The following is a 19,155-nucleotide window of genomic DNA, read 5'->3' as shown; positions in this document are numbered from 1 at the left end:
AACGCCCGGTTACATTCCGAACCCGGAAGCTAAGCCTCACAGCGCCGATGGTACTGCAGGGGGGACCCTGTGGGAGAGTAGGACGCCGCCGAACTTAATTTAGGGAAAAGCCCGGGCCGGGATACGGTCCGGGCTTTTCTGCGTTTGTGGCGTTGCCTTGTGCGGCGTTACGACGCCCCCGTAGCTCAGGCCTCCCGACACTGAGGGTAAAGTCAGGGGGCATCGTTGGTTCGTTCCCCACAGGAGGCCCCCGGGTGGAGGTCCAGGAGACCCGTGTTCAGACGGACAGGGTCCTCACCATCCCGAACATCCTCAGCATGGCGCGTCTCGTCGGCGTGCCCCTCTTCCTGTGGCTCATCCTGCGCCCTGAGTTCGGGGGCCCCAAGAGTGACGGCTGGGCGCTGCTCGTGCTGGCTCTCAGCGGCATCAGCGACTATCTCGACGGGAAGCTCGCGCGCCGCTGGAATCAGATCAGCAGCCTCGGCCGGCTGCTCGACCCGGCCGCTGACCGGCTCTACATTTTGTCCACGTTGGTTGGTTTGACCTGGCGTGACATTCTGCCCATTTGGTTGACCGCCGTACTTTTGGCGCGTGAACTGCTTCTTCTGGTGATGGTGGGGATCCTCAGGCGCCACGGCTATCCGCCGCCCCAGGTGAACTTCCTCGGGAAGGCAGCGACCTTCAACCTGATGTATGCGTTCCCCTTGCTGCTTCTCAGTGACGGAACGGGGTGGATCCACGAACTCGCTGCTATTTTCGGATGGGCGTTCGCCGGATGGGGTACGACGCTGTACTGGTGGGCAGGGATCCTCTACGTGGTTCAAGTCCGCCGGCTTGTCCGGGCGGACTCCATGGCCGATTGAGCTCGCCATTGCGCGTTGGTAGCGGCGAGATTGGCCCGCCGTGACAAGTGCGGGCCATTCCGGACGGGCGAAGTCGGCTAGACCGTCGTCTCTTCAAGGAGGACGCTTCCGACATGAAGGCCGTCGTGATGGCCGGAGGCGAAGGCACACGCCTTCGCCCCATGACCTCGAGTATGCCCAAGCCGCTCCTGCCTGTGGCCAACCGGCCGATCATGGAGCATGTGCTCAGGCTGCTCAAGCGGCATGGGCTCAGCGAAACCGTGGTCACCGTGCAGTTCCTGGCTTCACTCGTCAGGAACTATTTCGGGGACGGCGAAGAGTTGGGGATGGAGCTCACCTATGCCAATGAGGAGAAGCCACTCGGCACTGCCGGCAGCGTGAAAAACGCTGAGGAAGCGCTGAAGGACGACTCCTTTCTTGTCATCTCGGGTGACGCGCTCACCGATTTCGACCTCACCGAGCTCATCGAATTCCACAAGGAGAAGGGTGCGCTCGTCACTGTCTGTCTGACGCGTGTGCCCAATCCGCTGGAATTCGGTATCACCATCGTCGACGAAGAGGGGAAGGTCGAGCGCTTCCTCGAGAAGCCGACCTGGGGGCAGGTCTTCTCCGACACGGTGAACACGGGCATCTATGTGATGGAGCCCGAGGTCTTCGACTACGTCGAGGCCGACACGTCAGTGGACTGGTCCGGCGATGTCTTCCCGCAGCTGATGAAGGAAGGCAAGCCCATCTACGGCTATGTCGCCGAGGGCTACTGGGAGGACGTCGGCACGCACGAGAGCTATGTGAAGGCCCAGGCGGACGTCCTCGAAGGAAAGGTCGACGTCGAACTCGACGGGTTCGAGATCTCGCCCGGTGTGTGGGTGGCCGAAGGTGCGGAGGTGCATCCGGACGCCGTGCTGCGCGGACCGCTCTACATCGGCGACTACGCCAAGGTCGAAGCGGACGTCGAGATCCGGGAGCACACCGTCGTCGGCTCGAACGTCGTCGTGAAGAACGGCGCCTTCCTGCACAAGGCCGTCGTCCACGACAACGTCTACATCGGACGGCACTGCAATCTGCGGGGCTGCGTGGTCGGCAAGAACACCGACATCATGCGGGCGGCGCGGATCGAGGACGGTGCCGTCATCGGCGACGAGTGCCTCGTCGGTGAGGAATCGATCGTCCAGGGCAATGTGCGGGTCTACCCGTTCAAGACCGTCGAGGCCGGCGCCTTCGTCAACACGTCGGTCATCTGGGAGTCGCGCGGGCAGGCGCATCTGTTCGGGGCGCGGGGCGTCTCCGGGATCCTGAACGTCGAGATCACGCCGGAGCTCGCCGTGCGGCTCGCGGGGGCGTACGCGACGACGCTCAAGAAGGGGTCGACCGTCACGACCGCGCGTGACCACTCGCGTGGTGCGCGTGCGCTCAAGCGGGCCGTGATCTCCGCGCTGCAGGCCAGTGCCATCGACGTACGGGACCTGGAGAACGTGCCGCTGCCCGTGGCGCGGCAGCAGACGGCGCGGGGCAGTGCCGGCGGGATCATGATCAGGACGACGCCCGGGGTGCCGGACTCCGTCGACATCATGTTCTTCGACGAGCGCGGGGCCGACCTTTCGCAGGGCAGCCAGCGGAAGCTGGACCGGGTGTACGCGCGGCAGGAGTACCGCAGGGCGTTTCCCGGGGAGATCGGTGATCTGCACTTCCCGTCGAGCGTCTTCGACTCGTATACGGGGTCCTTGCTGCGGAACGTCGATACGACGGGTGTCGCGGAGGCCGGGCTGAAGGTGGTCGTCGACGCGTCGAACGGGAGTGCCGGGCTCGTGCTGCCCAGCCTTCTCGGGCGGCTCGGTGTCGACTCCCTGACGATCAATCCCGGGCTCGACGAGTCGCGGCCCACGGAGACCGCGGATGCCCGCAGGTCCGGGCTCGTACGGCTCGGGGAGATCGTGGCCTCGGCCAGGGCCGCGTTCGGTGTGCGGTTCGACCCGGTCGGGGAGCGGCTCTCGCTCGTCGACGAGAAGGGGCGGATCGTCGAGGACGACCGGGCGCTGCTGGTGATGCTCGATCTCGTCGCGGCCGAGCGGCGGAGCGGGCGGGTGGCGCTGCCCGTGACCACGACCCGGATCGGCGAGCAGGTCGCGGCGTACCACGGGACGCAGGTCGAGTGGACGACCACGTCGCCCGACGACCTGACGCGGGTGGGGCGCGAGGACGGGGCGATCTTCGGTGGCGACGGGCGGGCCGGGTTCATCATTCCCGAGTTCAGCAGCGTGTTCGACGGGGCCGCGGCCTTCGTGCGGCTCATCGGGCTTGTAGCCCGCACGCAGTTGACCCTCAGCCAGATCGACGCGCGGATTCCGCGGGCGCATGTACTCAAGCGGGATCTGGCGACGCCGTGGGCCGTCAAGGGCCTCGTCATGCGCCGTGTCGTGGAGGAGGCGGGCGAGCGGTCCGTGGACACGACCGACGGAGTACGGGTCGTGGAGGCCGACGGGCGTTGGGTGATGGTGCTGCCCGACCCGGCCGAGGCGGTCACCCACCTGTGGGCCGAAGGGCCTGACGACGCCTCCGCCCAGCAGCTGCTCGACGAGTGGTCGGCGGTCGTGGACAGCGCCGGACGTTGACCCGGATACCCGCTGCTCGACGCCCATTTCGGGCGTCGGGCGGCGGGGCAGTGGGGTCGTTGGGTGGTAGTGCCCGCGACGTGCGACGATGTGCGGCATGCCGCAGCAGCCCCCCAAACGGAGCACCCCAGAGCGCCCCTCGCGCCCCGACGCCTCCATGTCGCTGCTGACCAACGTCATGGATCACAGCCTGGACGACGGCTACGCGGAGGCCACCGCGCGCAAAGAGGCGCTGGGGCAGAGCGGTTTGCCGAGGACGTTGCGGGCGAAGCTGGGGCTCGCGGCGGGACTTGTGCTCGCCGCGCTGGTGGTGACGGTGGGCGCGGCGCAGGCCCGGGTCACCGCGCCGGTGGTGGCCAAGGAGCGCGAGGAGCTCATCGACCGCATCGACCAGGAGACCGCGTCGGCCGACGAGCTGGAGGAGCAGGTCGACGCGCTGCGCGGGCGCGTGGGGGAGATGCAGCGCGAGGCGTTGAAGGAGCACGGCGGTGAGCAGGGGGAGTTGGCGGGGGTGCTCTCCGGAGCTGTCGCCGTGCACGGCCCCGGAGTGAAGCTCGTCGTCGACGACGCCAAGTCGGCCACCACGGGCGACGGGAGCGGTCCGCGCGAGAGCAACGGTTTCTCCGACACCGGCCGCGTACGCGACCGGGACATGCAGCGCGTCATGAACGGTCTCTGGCAGTCCGGCGCCGAGGCCATCAGCATCAACGGGCAGCGCCTCACCTCGCTGTCCGCGATCAGGGCCGCGGGTGACGCGATACTGGTCGACAACAAGCCGCTGGTGCCGCCGTACACGGTGCTCGCGGTGGGGGACGGGCAACGGCTGAGCACCCGGTTCCAGAACAGCCCCGACGGTCTCTACCTGCACGCGCTGCAGGAGAACTTCGGGGTCAGGACCAGCATTTCGGCCCAGGACGACATCAAGCTTCCTGCCGCACCCAGCGTGATCGTACGTACAGCACAGCCGAGAGCAGAGCAGAAGGGCACATCGTGATCGCCGTACTGGGCCTCGTCGTGGGAGTCGTGGTCGGTCTTTTCGTCCGGCCCGAGGTTCCGGCGGTCGTCGAGCCTTACCTTCCTATCGCCGTCGTCGCGGCGCTGGACGCGGTGTTCGGCGCGCTGCGCGCCATGCTGGACGGGATCTTCGACGACAAGGTGTTCGTCGTCTCGTTCCTGTCGAACGTCGTCGTGGCCGCGCTGATCGTCTTCCTGGGCGACAAGTTGGGCGTCGGCGCGCAGCTGTCGACCGGTGTCGTCGTGGTGCTCGGCATCCGAATCTTCTCCAACGCCGCCGCGATCCGGCGGCATGTGTTCCGGGCGTGAGGCCGATGAGCAACGAAGAGAACACCGAGAACACAGAGAACACCGAGCGCGCTGAGGGCGCCGAGAGCCGCAAGAGCGTGCAATCGGGCGACGGGGCCGAGCAGTTGCGCAAGGAGCTGCCTGCCGAGGTGCCGGCCAAGGAACCCGACACGGCGAAGGCGGAAGCGGAGCGGGAGCCCGCGCCGGAGCCCGAGGCCGTCGAACCCGGGCCGGTAGAACCGGGGCCGGCCGAAGCGGACGCCGGAGAGCCGGAACTGACCGGCCGGCAGCGGCTCGTGAAGGGACTGTGGCCGCCGCGCGCGTCGCGCGCCCAGCTCATCATGGCTGTGCTGCTGTTCGTCCTGGGGCTCGGACTCGCCATCCAGGTGCGGTCCACCAGCGACAACAGCGCCCTGCGCGGTGCCCGTCAGGAAGATCTCGTTCGCATTCTCGATGAACTGGACGATCGAACTCAGCGTCTTGAGGATGAGAAGCAAGGTCTCGTGGACCAGCGCACCGAGCTGGAGAACAGTTCGGACCAGGCCAACGAGGCCCGCAAGCAGACGGCCGAGAAGCAGAAGCAGCTCGGCATTCTGGCGGGCACGACGGCCGCGCAGGGCCCCGGGATCACCATGACCGTCACCGACACGAAGGGGGCCGTGGAGGCGGACATGCTGCTCGACGCGGTCCAGGAGCTGCGCGCCGCCGGCGCGGAGGCGATCCAGGTGAACGATGTCCGCGTCGTGGCCAACACGTATCTGACGGACGGCAGCGGAGGGAAGGGGATCAGTGTGGACGGGCACGAGATCAGCCGCCCCTACCGGTTCAAGGTCATCGGCAAGCCGCAGGACCTGGAACCGGCCCTGAACATCCCCGGGGGTGTGGTGCAGACGCTGGAGAAGGAGCAGGCCACGGTGGCCGTGAGCCGCTCGAACAAGATCGTCGTAGATGCCTTGCGATCCGCGCAACGGCCTGATTACGCTCGGTCGTCCTCGGAGTGAAGCCGGGGGTGCATGGTGGATACCGTGCGAGGGCATGAGGTTGCGGGGGGTCGCCGCAGCAAGGGTGGTGTGCGTGGTGGAAACTGTTTGGCGGATACGGACGTTGTGAGGGTGTCCGTGTCAATGATGTACGCGATGTACGCCGATGTGTGCAGTCAGGGTTCGTCCTGCCCCACGGGCGGGTCTGTTTCGGTCAAGGGGAATCGCCCGTGAAGTTGTTTGCGAAGTTGTTCGGCAAGAGCGCACGCGAGGACGCCCGTCATCGCGCGCCGCGGCAAGGAGACACGCCGGAGACGCAGGTGGGCGAGCGCCCCCTGTTCCGGGACCAGGTCGCCGGAGACAATTCGGGCGGACAGGGCGCGTCGTCTGTTGACCCTGCCGGTTCCGGCCGCATAGGTTTCGGAGAACCGTCAACCTCAAGTACGGGTGGAGAGTTCGGCATGTCGGCCCTGGTGTGTACGAGGTGCGGAAACCGGAACGCGGAGAACAGCCGGTTCTGCTCCAACTGCGGTGCGCCGCTGCGCGGCGGTGCGGCGCCGGAGGGGCCGTCCGAGACGACGTCCACGATCTCCATCTCCGGCCTCGAGTCCTACGACCCGGAGGCGACGGGCCAGACACAGCTCCCGGCCCTCTCGCCCGAGGCGCAGGCTGCCGTCGACGCGCTGCCGCTGGGCTCGGCGCTCCTGGTGGTGCGGCGCGGTCCGAACTCGGGCAGCCGCTTCCTCCTGGACGGCGAGCTGACCACCGCGGGGCGCCACCCGCAGAGCGACATCTTCCTGGACGACGTGACCGTGTCGCGCCGCCACGTGGAGTTCCGCCGCCTGCAGGACGGCTCGTTCACCGTCGCCGACGTCGGCAGCCTCAACGGCACGTACGTGAACCGTGAGCGCATCGACTCGCTGACGCTGAACAACGGGGACGAGGTGCAGATCGGCAAGTACCGGCTGGTGTTCTACGCGAGCCAGCGCGGTATCTGAACCGTCCGCGACCCTTCAGGAAGGTCCATGCTGCACACGACGAGTGGCGGTGCCCCAGGGGGCACCGCCACCACGGACAGTCGGCTGATGAGCATCGGCACCGTACTGAACGTGCTCCGAGAAGAGTTTCCCGAAGTCACCATCTCCAAGATCAGGTTCCTGGAGTCCGAGGGACTGGTCGAACCCCGGCGCACGCCGTCGGGCTACCGGAAATTCAGCCCTGACGACGTCGAGCGGCTCGCGCACGTCCTGCGCATGCAGCGGGACCACTACCTGCCGCTGAAGGTCATCAAGGAGCAGCTCGACGCCCTGGAGCCGGGCGAGAGCCTCACCGTGCCCGCCCCTGGACGCCCCGGCGACGCGGAGGACGGCGCCGACGTGCCGACGGCCGCGCGGGTCGGCCGGGACGAATTGCTGGCCGCCGTCGGCGTCGAGGAGCACGAGCTCGACGAATGGGAGTCGTACGGACTCCTCACTCCGTTGCCCGACGGTGGCTACGACGCCTCCGCCGTGTCGGTCGCCGAGCTCATCGGCGAGCTGGCCCGGTTCGGGATCGGGCCGCGTCACCTGCGGGTCATGCGGGCCGCCGCGGACCGGGAGGCGGGCCTCGTCGACCAGGTGGTGGCCCCGCTGAAGGTGCACAGGAACCCGCAGACGCGGGCCCATGCCGAGGCCCGTGCCAAGGAGCTGGCCGGCCTCACCGTGAAGCTGCACTCGGCCCTTGTGCAGACCGCGCTCGGGGTGCGTCTTCCCTGATCGTGGGCGCGGGTGAGCGCCGATGGCCCGGTCCTCGGTGGCTGCCCGACTACCCAAACCGGCCGGGCACGTCCTAGGGTTGCTGTGTGAACGAGCTCGACGTCGTAGGTGTCCGGGTCGAAATGCCCTCCAACCAGCCGATCGTGCTCCTGCGTGAAGTGGGAGGCGACCGGTACCTCCCCATCTGGATCGGACCGGGGGAGGCGACCGCGATCGCCTTCGCCCAGCAGGGCATGGCGCCCGCGCGTCCGCTGACGCACGACCTTTTCAAGGATGTCCTTGAGGCGGTCGGCCAGGAGCTCACGGAAGTGCGCATCACGGACCTGCGCGAAGGCGTCTTCTACGCGGAGCTGGTGTTCGCGAGCGGGGTCGAGGTCAGCGCCCGCCCGTCGGACGCCATAGCCCTGGCGCTGCGCACCGGTACGCCGATCTACGGCAGTGACGGGGTCCTGGATGACGCGGGGATCGCGATCCCCGACGAGCAGGAGGACGAGGTGGAGAAGTTCCGCGAGTTCCTCGACCAGATCTCTCCCGAGGACTTCGGGACCAACAGTCAGTGACCGCACTGCCGTCGGCCGGGTCCCGGCCGACGAGCGGCGGCGCCCTCAAGACATTCGGCTAGCCTTTCCCGGCGGTGGGTCACGGGAAACCACTCTTAGGGTGATTATCACTCGGCGTGCCTAGTGTGGCGTTCGTTGACGCACCCCCTGTGACTGCCTAACGTCGATGAGGCAGGTCAATGAGGAGGTCGGCGTGAGAAGCAGCGGCGACGGTACGGCGACGGGCGGTCCGTACCTTCCCCCGGGCTCTCGAATGAGCTCGAGCAGGGGGTACCCCCTCCAAGGCAGTACGGCCGGTCACTCTCCGCAGCGCCCGCAGGCCGTGCCTGCGGTGACGGGGGAGAGCGGCTCGGCCGCTTCCGAGCAGCTGGGATACCGGGGGCCGACAGCGTGTGCGGCGGCCGGCATCACCTACCGGCAGCTCGACTACTGGGCCAGGACCGGCCTGGTCGAACCCAGCGTGCGCTCCGCGTACGGATCGGGGACCCAGCGGCTCTACAGCTTCCGGGACGTCGTCGTCCTCAAGGTCGTCAAGCGGTTCCTGGACACGGGCGTCTCGTTGCAGAACATCCGGTCGGCCGTGCTGCATCTGCGCGAGAGCGGCTTCCGGGACCTGGAGCGGATGACGCTGATGAGCGACGGCGCGACGGTCTACGAGTGCACGTCGCCGGACGAGGTGCACGACCTGCTCCAGGGCGGCCAGGGGGTCTTCGGGATCGCCGTGGGCGTGGTCTGGCGGGACGTGGAGGCCGCGCTCTCGCAGCTGCACGGCGAGCGCGTGGACACCGGCGAGACGATCGTGCCGCCGAACCCCACGGACGAGCTCGCGAGGCGGCGCGGCAGGGCCGTGTGAGCACCGTACGGCCGCGTTGTCAGTGGCGTAGGGCAGCATCGGGCATGTGAGAACCGCGCCCACGATCCTGCATCTCGACATGGATGCCTTCTACGCCTCTGCTGAGCAGGCGGCGAAGCCGAGCCTGCGCGGGAAAGCGGTCGTCGTGGGCGGGCTCGGTCCGCGCGGTGTGGTGGCCACGGCGTCGTACGAGGCGCGGAAGTTCGGGGTGCACTCGGCGATGCCGATGGGGCAGGCGCGCAGGCTTGCCCCGCACGCCGCCTATCTGGTGCCGCGCTTCCGGCTCTACCGGGAGATCAGCGAGCAGGTGATGGGGCTCCTGGGCGCTCTTTCGCCGCTGGTGGAGCCGTTGAGCCTGGACGAGGCGTTCGTCGATCTGGAGGCCGGTGAGGCGGCCTGGGACGCCGCTTCCGCGGAGGCCGTGGGGCGGCGGCTGCGGGCCGACATCAGGCGCGTGACCGGGCTGACCGGGTCCGTGGGACTCGCCGCGTCCAAGATGCTCGCGAAGATCGGCTCGGAGGAGGCCAAGCCCGACGGGCTCGTGCTCATACGCCCCGGCACCGAGCGGGCGCTGCTCGGGCCGCAGTCCGTGCGCATCCTGCCGGGCGTCGGGCCCGCGACGGCGGATCATCTGCGGCGGGCCGGGATCCTGACCGTGGAGGAGATCGCGGGGGCCGGCGAGGACGAGCTGGTGCGACTCCTGGGGAAGGCGCACGGCAGCCATCTGTACGAGATGGCGCTGGCCCGCGACGAGCGGCCCGTGGTGGCCGAGCGGGACTCCAAGTCCGTATCGGTCGAGGACACGTACGACGTGGACATCCATGACCGGGTGCAGGTCAGGATGGAGGTGCGCCGGCTCGCCGGGCGGTGCGTGGAGCGGCTGAGAGCGGCCGAGCGCTCGGGCCGGACCGTGGTGCTCAAGGTGCGGCGCTACGACTTCTCGACACTGACGCGCTCCGAGACGCTACGGGGGCCGACGGACGATCCCGGGGTGGTGCGGGAGGCCGCGGCGCGGCTGCTGGAGAGCGTGGACACGACCGGTGGCGTGCGGTTGCTGGGCGTCGGGGTCAGCGGGCTCGCCGACTTCACGCAGGAGGACCTGTTCGCGCAGTTCGCCGCCGCGGAGGAGGCCGCCGCCGAGGAAGCGGAGGGGGAGTCGGGGCCGGTCGAGTCCGTGGAGGCGGCCGAGCCCGAGCCGGCGCCCGTGGAGCGGAAGTGGCTGGCCGGGCACGATGTGCGGCATGCCGAGTTCGGGCCGGGGTGGGTGCAGGGGAGCGGGCTCGGGCGGGTGACAGTGCGGTTCGAGACGCCGTACGCGGTGGTGCCGGGGAGGGTGCGGACGTTCCGGGTCGATGATCCGGAGCTGGAGCCGGCGGAGCCGATGCCGCTCGTCGAAGGACCCGAAGGGGATCAGGTCACCTCGTCCTCCGCGCCCGCGACCTTGCCGAAGGTGACGTCGGGCGACTGAGGGGCGGTGATGTCAAGGCCGTAGTGGTCGTAGAGCTGGAGCTCCTGCTCGGGGGAGAGGTGGCGGCCCACGCCGAAGTCGGGGGAGTCCTTGATCAGGGCGCGCTCGAAGGGGACGTGCAGGGTGCCGTCCGTGAAATCGCTCGGTTCGAGCGGCACGAAGGCGTCGCGGCTGAACAGGCCGGTTCGTATCGCGGCCCACTCCGGCACGCCCGTGGCGTCGTCGAGGTACACCTCGTCGATGGTGCCGATCTTGGCCCCGTTGCGGTCGAACGCCTTGCGGCCGATCAGATTGCGCGGATCGACATCGGTCTGCACGGGCCCTCCAACTGATCGCGATGATCGCAACTCGTCTGTAAGGACTACGAAAGAGCACATTACGTAAGGCGGCCACTCGGGGGCTCCGGCCAAGTAGCCGCTGGTAGGCTGGCAAATGGCTGCTGACCCCGTGCGGGAGAGTCCTCCGACAGTCGTCGGAAGGCGCCGAAGGAGCAAATCCTCCCCGGAATCTCTCAGGCCCACGTACCGCACGGACGAGGTCACTCTGGAAAGCAGGGCGGGGTGCACGGTTTCCGCTCTCACCGACGGTGCAAGCCGGTGCGTTCCGTGTTCTCGCGGGGTGGGCCGGTGAAGCTCTCAGGTTGAGATGACAGAGGGGGAGGCCGTCCGGGTACCCGCGCCGTGGTGCCCCTCGTAGGTCGCAATGACCAGGAGGCCTCCGCAATGACCGCCAACCGTATTCCGCTCTCCCAGCTGGAGCGAGGAATCCCCTTCGAGCAGCGTCACATCGGTCCCGACGACGCCGCTCAGGCCAAGATGCTCGCGCAGGTCGGCTACGGCTCGCTGGACGAGCTGACCGCGGCCGCGGTGCCCGATGTGATCAAGAGCGCCGAGGCTCTCGACCTTCCCGCCGCCCGCAGCGAGGCCGAGGTGCTCGCCGAGCTGAAGTCCCTCGCGGAGCGCAACCAGGTGCTCGGCTCGATGATCGGCCTCGGCTACTACGGGACGTTCACGCCGCCCGTCATCCTGCGCAATGTCATGGAGAACCCGTCCTGGTACACGGCGTACACGCCCTACCAGCCGGAGATCTCGCAGGGCCGCCTCGAGGCGCTGCTCAACTTCCAGACCATGGTCGCCGAGCTGACCGGGCTGCCCACCTCGGGCTCCTCGCTGCTCGACGAGGGCACCGCCGCCGCCGAGGCGATGGCCCTCTCGCGCCGCGTCGGCAAGGTCAAGAACGGTGTCTACGTCGTCGACGCAGACGCCCTGCCGCAGACCATCGCCGTGATCCAGACGCGCGCCGAGCCGACCGGTGTCGAGATCGTCGTCGCCGACCTGAGCGAGGGCATCCCCGCCGAGGTCGCCGAGCGCGGTGTCGTCGGCGTGCTCGTGCAGTACCCGGGCGCCTCCGGCGTAGTGCGGGACATCAAGCCCGTGATCGACCAGGCGCACGAGCTGGGCGCCATCGTCACCGTTGCCGCCGACCTGCTCGCTCTGACGCTGCTGACCTCGCCCGGCGAGCTGGGCGCGGACATCGCCGTCGGTACGACGCAGCGCTTCGGTGTCCCGATGGGCTTCGGCGGGCCGCACGCCGGATACATGGCCGTGCGCGAGAAGTTCGCGCGCTCGCTGCCGGGCCGCCTGGTGGGCGTCTCCGTCGACGCAGACGGCAACAAGGCGTACCGCCTCGCCCTGCAGACCCGTGAGCAGCACATCCGCCGCGAGAAGGCGACCAGCAACATCTGCACCGCGCAGGTGCTGCTCGCCGTCATGGCCGGCATGTACGCCGTCTACCACGGGCCCGAGGGCCTCAAGTCCATCGCCCGTCGCACCCACCGCTACGCCACCCTGCTCGCCGCGGGGCTCACGGCGGGCGGCGTCGAGGTCGTGCACGGCGCGTACTTCGACACCCTCACCGTGCGGGTGCCGGGCAAGGCCGCCTCGGTCGTCTCCGCCGCGCGCGAGGGCGGCGTCAACCTGCACCTCGTGGACGCCGATCACGTCTCGGTCTCCTGCGACGAGACGACCACGCGGGCCCAACTGGGCGCCGTGTGGACCGCGTTCGGTGTCGACGCCGACATCGAGGCGCTGGACGCCGAGGTCGAGGACACGCTGCCCGGCGGGCTGCTGCGCGACGACGAGTACCTGACGCACCCCGTCTTCCACCAGTACCGCTCCGAGACGGCGATGCTGCGCTACCTGCGCATGCTCGCCGACCGCGACTACGCGCTCGACCGCGGCATGATCCCGCTGGGCTCCTGCACGATGAAGCTCAACGCGACGACGGAGATGGAGCCGGTCACCTGGCCCGAGTTCGGCCAGCTGCACCCCTTCGCCCCCGCCGAGCAGGCGCAGGGCTACCTGACGCTCATCCGTGAACTGGAGGAGCGGCTCGCCGAGGTCACCGGCTACGACAAGGTGTCGCTGCAGCCGAACGCCGGTTCGCAGGGCGAGCTCGCCGGTCTGCTCGCGGTCCGCGGCTACCACCGGGCCAACGGCGACGAGCAGCGCACCGTCTGCCTCATCCCGTCCTCCGCGCACGGCACGAACGCCGCGAGCGCCGTGATGGCCGGCATGAAGGTCGTCGTCGTGAAGACCGCCGACGACGGCGAGGTCGACATCGAGGACCTGCGCGCCAAGATCGAGCAGTACGCCGAGCAGCTCGCCGTCCTGATGATCACGTACCCGTCGACGCACGGCGTCTTCGAGGAGCACGTCGCCGACATCTGCGCCGCCGTGCACGACGCGGGCGGCCAGGTCTACGTCGACGGCGCCAACCTCAACGCGCTGGTGGGCCTCGCCAAGCCGGGCCGCTTCGGCGGCGACGTCTCGCACCTGAACCTGCACAAGACGTTCTGCATCCCGCACGGCGGCGGCGGCCCGGGTGTCGGCCCGGTCGGCGTGCGCGAGCACCTCGCCCCGTACCTGCCGAACCACCCGCTGCAGCCGGCCGCGGGCCCCGAGACGGGTGTCGGCCCGATCTCCGCGGCGCCGTGGGGCTCCGCCGGAATCCTGCCGATCTCCTGGGCGTACGTGCGGCTCATGGGCGGCGAGGGCCTGAAGCGGGCCACGCAGGTCGCCGTGCTCTCCGCCAACTACATCGCCAAGCGGCTCGAGCCGCACTTCCCGGTGCTCTACAACGGCCCGGGCGGGCTCGTCGCCCACGAGTGCATCGTGGACCTGCGCCCGATCAGCAAGGCGACCGGTGTGAGCATCGACGACATCGCCAAGCGGCTCATCGACTACGGGTTCCACGCGCCGACCATGTCGTTCCCGGTCGCCGGGACGCTGATGATCGAGCCGACCGAGAGCGAGGGCATCGAGGAGCTCGACCGGTTCTGCGACGCGATGATCGCGATTCGCGGCGAGGTCGAGCGGGTCGCCTCCGGCGAGTGGCCGGCGGACGACAACCCGCTGCGGAACGCTCCGCACACCGCCGGGATGCTCGGCGGCGAGTGGGAGCACGCGTACAGCCGGGAAGAAGGTGTCTTCCCGGCCGGGGTGGTCGCTTCGGACAAGTACTGGCCGCCGGTGCGGCGCATCGACCAGGCGTTCGGCGACCGGAACCTGGTGTGTTCCTGCCCGCCGCTCGACGCCTACGAGGGCTGATCCACTCGGGGCTGTGCGGCCGTCGTCCGGTCGCGCAGCCCCGCTTGCCTTGTCCCTACGCCGCCGTCACCACGGTGCCCAGTGGGCGGTGCGGGGCGATGATCCTGCCGCTCGGCAGCAGCTCGCCGGTGTCCTCGAAGAGCAGGACCCCGTTGCAGAGGAGGCTCCACCCCTGCTCGGGATGGTGAGCCACAGGGAGTGCGGCCTCCCTGTCCTCGGATTCCGCTGTCGGGCAGGCTGGCTGGTGCTGGCACATGGATGGGATCTTTCGCTGCGAAGTGATCTCGATGACGTGGGCTGTGCTTGCAGTACTGGCGGTGCTGCTGGTGGTGCTCGTGGTGCCTGTCGTGCTGCGGCTTGAAGGCTTGTTCATGGCCGCCCCCCGATTTCGTGAGTACCGGAACCCAGTGTTGCCCTGTGGGCGTCAATCCGCAGGGATTTCCTTGCAGCGGTCCTTATGGGTTGTCAGACGCATCACCCGTGCGGACGGTTCAGTCCAACTCCACTCTCCCTTCGGGTGGTTAGGAGTGGTCGGTACGGGCTAGTCCGCTCGGGCAGGGCTGTGCCCCGCGACCGGACGGCGGACGGTGCGGGGCACAGGAGTGTGTGACAGGGGTCGTCGGCGGACCCCGGTCGGTCAGGCGAGCAGGCCGGCGGTGGCCGGGGCCGGTGTCAGCCGGTGGGTGAGGACCGGCAGGAGCTCGGCCACCCGGTGCGGGCGGTGCGGGGCGATGCCGGGCGGGGCGGGTGCCAGCGGGACGAGGATGTCGTCGGCCGCGGGCTGACCGCTCGCCGGGTCGGCGGTGCGCTCGCCGTGCAGCCACAGCGTGAGCATGTAGAGCTCGGGCACCGAGAGCAGTCGCGGCTGATAGTCCTGGGGCAGCGACTCCGCCTGGCGCAGCGCCCGTTCGGTGGACCTGATGTAGGGGCCCTCGAAGAAGTGCGAGAAGGCCCAGCCGTCGGGAGTGAGCATGGTGTCGGCCGCCGCCACCGCGCGCTCGCCGCAGCGGATCAGGAAACGCCAGCCGGTCAGGCGGGCCCTGGACGGCCCGGTCGTCTCGGTGATGTGGTCCAACACATGGAGCGGCAGCGGGAGTTCGGGGGTGGCGGGTCCCTGGGCGGCGCGCAGGGACGGGGTGCGTGCCTCACGGACGGCGGTGGGGGAACCGAGGGCCGTGAGAACGCTGCGCAGGGCGGGCGCGGGAGCCGGTGGGACGTGCAGCGGCATGGTGGGTCGCCTCTCATTCGACAGGCATGTGATGCGAGGGCGGTGCGGGACGAGCGGACGGCGCTGTCTGCTGCGGGTGCACGGGGGTACACGGGCCAGAGGGGGCGGGGGTCCGGTCCGAACCCGGGCCGCGGGCGCCAACTCTCTGTCTCGCCAGCGGAGTTTATACGATGCGTGTTCACGGAGTGTTTCCGCTAGCACGTCGCCCGGATTTCGCAAGGTGCTATTCGGGCGCGTCAACCATGGGGTTTTGTCGGCATTCTCCCCATCTTCGGCGGGGCCGCCGTGCGTGACCTCGATGTCTTTCGGTCGAGCGGTCGGCGCGTTCTTGTCGGCGTTTTTCACCAGGGCCGCGAACGACGGAATCTGCGGCCGGCCGCATGCCTGAGGAATGTGCCCGTGGGTAACCGCCTAGAGAGTACTGCTCCGTGAACGCGCGCGGGGCGTTACGGATCACATTGCCGGGGCATCATCCACCGTGACACGCGGCCGGGGCGGAGCAGCAACGGGTCGCCCGTGCGAGGAGGGACGCTTCCAATGGGGGAGAAGGTCGTTGCGGGCGCGGTCGGTCTTGCCGATCCGCGGCGCTATCGGGAGAAGCTCAAGGAGTGCCTGGAGGGGTTCGGGCGGCTGCTGGACGAGAAGCGCTTCGACCGTCCGCAGAATCTCATGGGGCTCGAGATCGAGCTGAATCTCGCCGGGCCAGACGGACTGCCGAGAATGATGAATGCGGAAGTTCTGGAGCGCATCGCGAGCCGCGATTTCCAGACCGAACTCGCGATGTTCAATCTCGAAGTGAACATTGCCCCGCACCGGCTCGGCGGCCGCGTTCTCGACCAGCTCGCAGAGGAACTGCGCACGGGGCTCGGATATGCGCACCGGAAGGCGAACGAGGTCGACGCGGGCATCGTGATGATCGGCATCCTGCCGACGCTGGCCGCGGACGACCTGGTCTCCGCGAACCTGTCGGACGTCGACCGCTACACCCTGCTCAACGACCGGATCGTGGCCGCGCGCGGCGAGGACTTCGCGCTCGATATCGCCGGGGTCGAGCGGCTGACCTGCACGTCCTCCTCGATAGCGCCCGAAGCGGCGTGCACGTCCGTGCAGTTGCACCTCCAGGTGACGCCGGGGCGTTTCGCCGATGTGTGGAACGCGGCGCAGGCGGTCGCCGCCGTGCAGATAGCGCTGGGCGCCAACTCGCCCTTCCTGTTCGGCCGCGAGCTGTGGCGGGAGTCGCGGCCGCCGCTGTTCCAGCAGTCCACCGACACCCGGCCGCCGGAGCTCGCGGCACAGGGCGTGCGGCCGCGGACCTGGTTCGGGGAGCGCTGGATCGATTCCGCGTACGACCTCTTCGAGGAGAACCTGAAGTACTTCCCGCCGCTCCTGCCGATCCTCGACGACGAGCAGCCGCTCGACGTCATCGCCAAGGGCGACACCCCGAGCCTCGCCGAACTCGTCCTGCACAATGGCACGGTGTACCGCTGGAACCGCCCCGTGTACGGCATCGCGGACGGAGTTCCGCATCTGCGCGTCGAGAACCGGGTGCTGCCCGCGGGCCCCACCGTCACGGACGTCATCGCCAACACCGCCTTCTACTACGGCGTCGTCCGCGCCCTGGCCGAGGAGCAGCGGCCGGTGTGGTCGCGGCTCCCCTTCGCCGCGGCCGCCCGCAACTTCGACACCGCCTGCCGGTACGGCATCGACGCGCGCCTGGAGTGGCCGCGCAAGGGCCGGTTCGGCGGTACGGAGCGGGTGCCGGCCGTGAACCTCGTACGGGACGAGCTGTTGCCGCTCGCGGCGGCCGGGCTCGACGCGTGGGGCGTGGCGCCGGCCGACCGGGACCTGTACCTGGGGGTGATCGAGGAGCGGTGCCGGCTGCGGATGAACGGTGCGGCGTGGCAGTCGGCGACGTATCACCGGGCGCTGGAGAGCGGTCTGGCGCGGGACGCGGCGCTGGCGGCGACCACGCGCCGGTACTGCGAGCTGATGCACCAGGGGCGGCCGGTGCACGATTGGCCGGTCGGGCTGCCGGAGCCGACCGTGCCGCTGGGCTGAGGGCCTGGCCGGGACCGGTTCAGCGGCCCTTGGCGCCCGCTTCGATGATGGCCTTCAGGATGACCTGCTGGATGTCCGCGGGGTCGCTGACCTGGTGGCCCGAGCCGCCCGTCGCCTCGGCGACCTGCTCGACCTCCCGTTTGTCGGTGTCGGGTCCCACGGCGATGACGATCAGCGGAACGGGGTGCTTGGGGTCGGTGAGGCCCTCGAGCTTCTTGATGAGGTTCTCGCGGGAGATCGACCCCTGGTCCTCGTTCACGCCGTCCGTGACCACGACGACGGCGTTGAACCTGCCGCTCTTGTACGAGGACGTGGCCTCCTTGTAGGCCGCGAGCGTCGTGTCGTACAGCCCTGTGGCCCCGCCGGGCACCGGTTGCAGCGCGGTGAACGCCGCCGCCAGGCGGTCGCGCTGGGTGCCGGAGCCGACGTGGTCGCCGAGGCGCTCGGTCGGCACGAGCTTCTTGTAGTCGCGTTCGCCGTCGAGGAACGTGGCGAACTCCCACAGGCCGATCTCGTCCTCCGGTGTGAACGTGGAGAGCGCCGCCAGCATGGACGCCTTCGTCACCTCCATGCGGGACTCGCCGCGGCTGGGCACGATGTTCCCCATCGAGGCCGACGCGTCCACGACCGTGGTGAGGCGGGCGCTCTGCACCGTGATGGTCCACATGCCGAGCGTCTCCTCGAGCTGCTCCCCGGTCGGCGCCTTCGCCGCCACGCGCGCGTACGGCTGCGGGGAGCGGCCGCCCGCCCGTGAGACGACCGTCGCGGGGGACCGGCCGCTGTCCGTGCGGAAGCCGTGCTTCTCCAGGATCGAGCGGCCCTCGGGCGCGCCGAGCAGGGTCATGAGGCGGACGGCGGCCCGGCTCTCGTCGGTGCTCAGCCGGTCCTCGCCGACCAGCGAGAACGGGTAGTCGAGCGCAGGTGAGCCGTCCTTCGGGTAGAAGAGGTCGACCGAACCCGCTTCGCCCGCCTCCTTGTTGTGCGCGTACGCGGCCTGCTCGGACAGGATCAGCGCCTCGTTGCGCCGCGGGTTGCCCTGTTCGGTGCCTGAGCTGTTGCGCGGCACGGTGTCCATGAGCTGCGCGTCGCTGTCGGACGTGCGCTGCGAGAGGCTCTTGGCCATCGCGGCGGCCTGCGTGCCGTCGCCCTTGTCGGAGGTGGCCGCCAGCTTGGTGAGGGCGAGCAGTCCGCTGGCGCTGCGGGCGGGGTCGGCGGCGCCCAGGCGCAGCTTGTCGTCACGCATGGCGGCGCCCGTCAGCTGGGCCCAGGTGTACGTCTTGCGCGGCCAGCCGAAGGACTTCGCGGCCGCGGGCACCATGCCCACGCCGACCGGTGAGGAGGCGACGTTGCCGGCCGGGGTGACCTTGGTGGCCCCCGTGTCCGCGGTGACCCGCTGTACCCAGACGTCCGAGTCCGGCACCCAGACCTGGAAGTCCGCCGCGCCCTTGCCCGCGCGCAGGGTGTCGGCGACCTTGTACGCGTCGCGCGCGGTGACGGCGACGTCGAGGCAGTTGCCGTCGGAGGTGAGCCGCTCGCGGCGGGCGTGCTCCGCGGCCTCGCGCAGTGCCGGGGCCAGGTCGGGGGAGGCCACCACGTCGAGGTGGACCTCGTCCTCGCAGCCGCCGCCGAGGCCGAGCAGCTCGGGGCGGACCACGGCGACCGTGCCCGCCGTGGCCACGAGGACGAGGGCCGTCGCGATGGCCACGGTGCGCCCGCGCGAGCGGGAACGGGGTGCGGTGGCGGCCGTCCCGTACTCGTCGGGCATGCTGCTGTGACGTCCCATGGCGGTGGAGCCCCTCCCTGAGCCACAAAGGCAGTTGCGGTATAAGCGGTGGAGCAGTGGAGGGGAGCGGTGCGCCGAATTGCGTCGCC

16 protein-coding genes, 1 rRNA gene and 1 riboswitch are annotated in these 19,155 nt (G+C 69.5%); of the genes, 13 read left to right on the top strand and 4 right to left on the bottom strand.

All coding sequences use genetic code 11. The features are described from left to right. The 11 genes from rrf to ACFV9W_RS33940 form a co-directional block, all read left to right on the top strand. Nucleotides 1–94, top strand: a 5S ribosomal RNA gene (gene rrf, locus ACFV9W_RS33990); the annotation flags it as partial. A gap of 160 nt (nucleotides 95–254) precedes the next feature. Continuing rightward, a complete protein-coding gene (locus tag ACFV9W_RS33985; RefSeq protein ID WP_385768954.1) occupies nucleotides 255–863 on the top strand; it encodes a CDP-alcohol phosphatidyltransferase family protein in 609 nt (202 codons plus the stop codon). Between the two features lie 113 nt (nucleotides 864–976). After that, nucleotides 977–3,472: a sugar phosphate nucleotidyltransferase gene (locus ACFV9W_RS33980; protein WP_385768952.1), complete on the top strand. Its 2,496-nt coding sequence runs from the start codon at nucleotides 977–979 to the stop codon at nucleotides 3,470–3,472. A gap of 88 nt (nucleotides 3,473–3,560) precedes the next feature. Further along, nucleotides 3,561–4,466 carry a DUF881 domain-containing protein gene (locus ACFV9W_RS33975; RefSeq protein ID WP_385768950.1) on the top strand — a complete coding sequence of 302 codons (906 nt, stop codon included), beginning with the start codon at nucleotides 3,561–3,563 and terminating at the stop codon, nucleotides 4,464–4,466. After that, entirely contained in the window at nucleotides 4,463–4,795 is a 333-nt protein-coding gene (locus ACFV9W_RS33970; RefSeq protein WP_266722032.1) for a small basic family protein, read from the top strand. The genes ACFV9W_RS33975 and ACFV9W_RS33970 overlap by 4 nt, the downstream gene beginning before the upstream one ends. A 104-nt stretch (nucleotides 4,796–4,899) precedes the next feature. Continuing rightward, on the top strand, nucleotides 4,900–5,775 hold the full coding sequence (locus tag ACFV9W_RS33965; RefSeq protein WP_385768962.1) for a DUF881 domain-containing protein: 876 nt from the start codon (nucleotides 4,900–4,902) through the stop codon (nucleotides 5,773–5,775). A gap of 83 nt (nucleotides 5,776–5,858) precedes the next feature. Next, a complete protein-coding gene (locus ACFV9W_RS33960) occupies nucleotides 5,859–6,752 on the top strand; it encodes an FHA domain-containing protein (RefSeq protein WP_385768960.1) in 894 nt (297 codons plus the stop codon). A gap of 27 nt (nucleotides 6,753–6,779) precedes the next feature. Next, a complete protein-coding gene (locus ACFV9W_RS33955) occupies nucleotides 6,780–7,508 on the top strand; it encodes a MerR family transcriptional regulator (RefSeq protein WP_385768948.1) in 729 nt (242 codons plus the stop codon). A gap of 86 nt (nucleotides 7,509–7,594) precedes the next feature. Beyond that, nucleotides 7,595–8,068: a bifunctional nuclease family protein gene (locus ACFV9W_RS33950; protein ID WP_006123076.1), complete on the top strand. Its 474-nt coding sequence runs from the start codon at nucleotides 7,595–7,597 to the stop codon at nucleotides 8,066–8,068. A 193-nt stretch (nucleotides 8,069–8,261) separates the two neighbouring features. Next, a complete protein-coding gene (locus ACFV9W_RS33945; protein ID WP_385768945.1) occupies nucleotides 8,262–8,921 on the top strand; it encodes a MerR family transcriptional regulator in 660 nt (219 codons plus the stop codon). Between the two features lie 46 nt (nucleotides 8,922–8,967). Further along, on the top strand, nucleotides 8,968–10,389 hold the full coding sequence (locus ACFV9W_RS33940) for a DNA polymerase IV (protein ID WP_385768943.1): 1,422 nt from the start codon (nucleotides 8,968–8,970) through the stop codon (nucleotides 10,387–10,389). Here ACFV9W_RS33940 and ACFV9W_RS33935 read toward each other — a convergent pair. Continuing rightward, the gene (locus ACFV9W_RS33935; protein WP_385768941.1) at nucleotides 10,332–10,706 is read right to left on the bottom strand and encodes a PRC-barrel domain-containing protein; all 375 of its coding nucleotides are present in this window, start codon (nucleotides 10,704–10,706) and stop codon (nucleotides 10,332–10,334) included. The genes ACFV9W_RS33940 and ACFV9W_RS33935 overlap by 58 nt on opposite strands. Before the next feature lie 123 nt (nucleotides 10,707–10,829). Next, nucleotides 10,830–10,926, top strand: a riboswitch (glycine riboswitch). A 185-nt stretch (nucleotides 10,927–11,111) separates the two neighbouring features. Between ACFV9W_RS33935 and gcvP the strand changes: the two genes are divergently transcribed. Beyond that, the gene (gene gcvP, locus ACFV9W_RS33930; protein ID WP_385768939.1) at nucleotides 11,112–13,997 is read left to right on the top strand and encodes an aminomethyl-transferring glycine dehydrogenase; all 2,886 of its coding nucleotides are present in this window, start codon (nucleotides 11,112–11,114) and stop codon (nucleotides 13,995–13,997) included. A gap of 55 nt (nucleotides 13,998–14,052) precedes the next feature. Here the strand turns inward: gcvP and ACFV9W_RS33925 are convergent, their stop codons facing one another. Then, complete coding sequence (locus ACFV9W_RS33925) at nucleotides 14,053–14,253, bottom strand: DUF5999 family protein (protein WP_326023112.1); 201 nt, start codon at nucleotides 14,251–14,253, stop codon at nucleotides 14,053–14,055. Nucleotides 14,254–14,634: 381 nt separating this feature from the next. Then, the gene (locus ACFV9W_RS33920; RefSeq protein WP_385768937.1) at nucleotides 14,635–15,225 is read right to left on the bottom strand and encodes a hypothetical protein; all 591 of its coding nucleotides are present in this window, start codon (nucleotides 15,223–15,225) and stop codon (nucleotides 14,635–14,637) included. 537 nt (nucleotides 15,226–15,762) lie between these two features. Between ACFV9W_RS33920 and ACFV9W_RS33915 the strand changes: the two genes are divergently transcribed. Beyond that, on the top strand, nucleotides 15,763–17,283 hold the full coding sequence (locus ACFV9W_RS33915) for a glutamate-cysteine ligase family protein (RefSeq protein ID WP_385768935.1): 1,521 nt from the start codon (nucleotides 15,763–15,765) through the stop codon (nucleotides 17,281–17,283). Nucleotides 17,284–17,302: 19 nt separating this feature from the next. On the opposite strand, the gene ACFV9W_RS33910 is transcribed toward ACFV9W_RS33915, so the two are convergent. Next, nucleotides 17,303–19,066 carry a substrate-binding and VWA domain-containing protein gene (locus tag ACFV9W_RS33910; protein WP_385768933.1) on the bottom strand — a complete coding sequence of 588 codons (1,764 nt, stop codon included), beginning with the start codon at nucleotides 19,064–19,066 and terminating at the stop codon, nucleotides 17,303–17,305. Nucleotides 19,067–19,155 lie beyond the last annotated feature (89 nt).

This window comes from Streptomyces sp. NPDC059897 (assembly GCF_042730865.1).
GTDB lineage: Bacteria > Actinomycetota > Actinomycetes > Streptomycetales > Streptomycetaceae > Streptomyces.
This window is presented reverse-complemented; position numbering and strand designations above follow the sequence as displayed.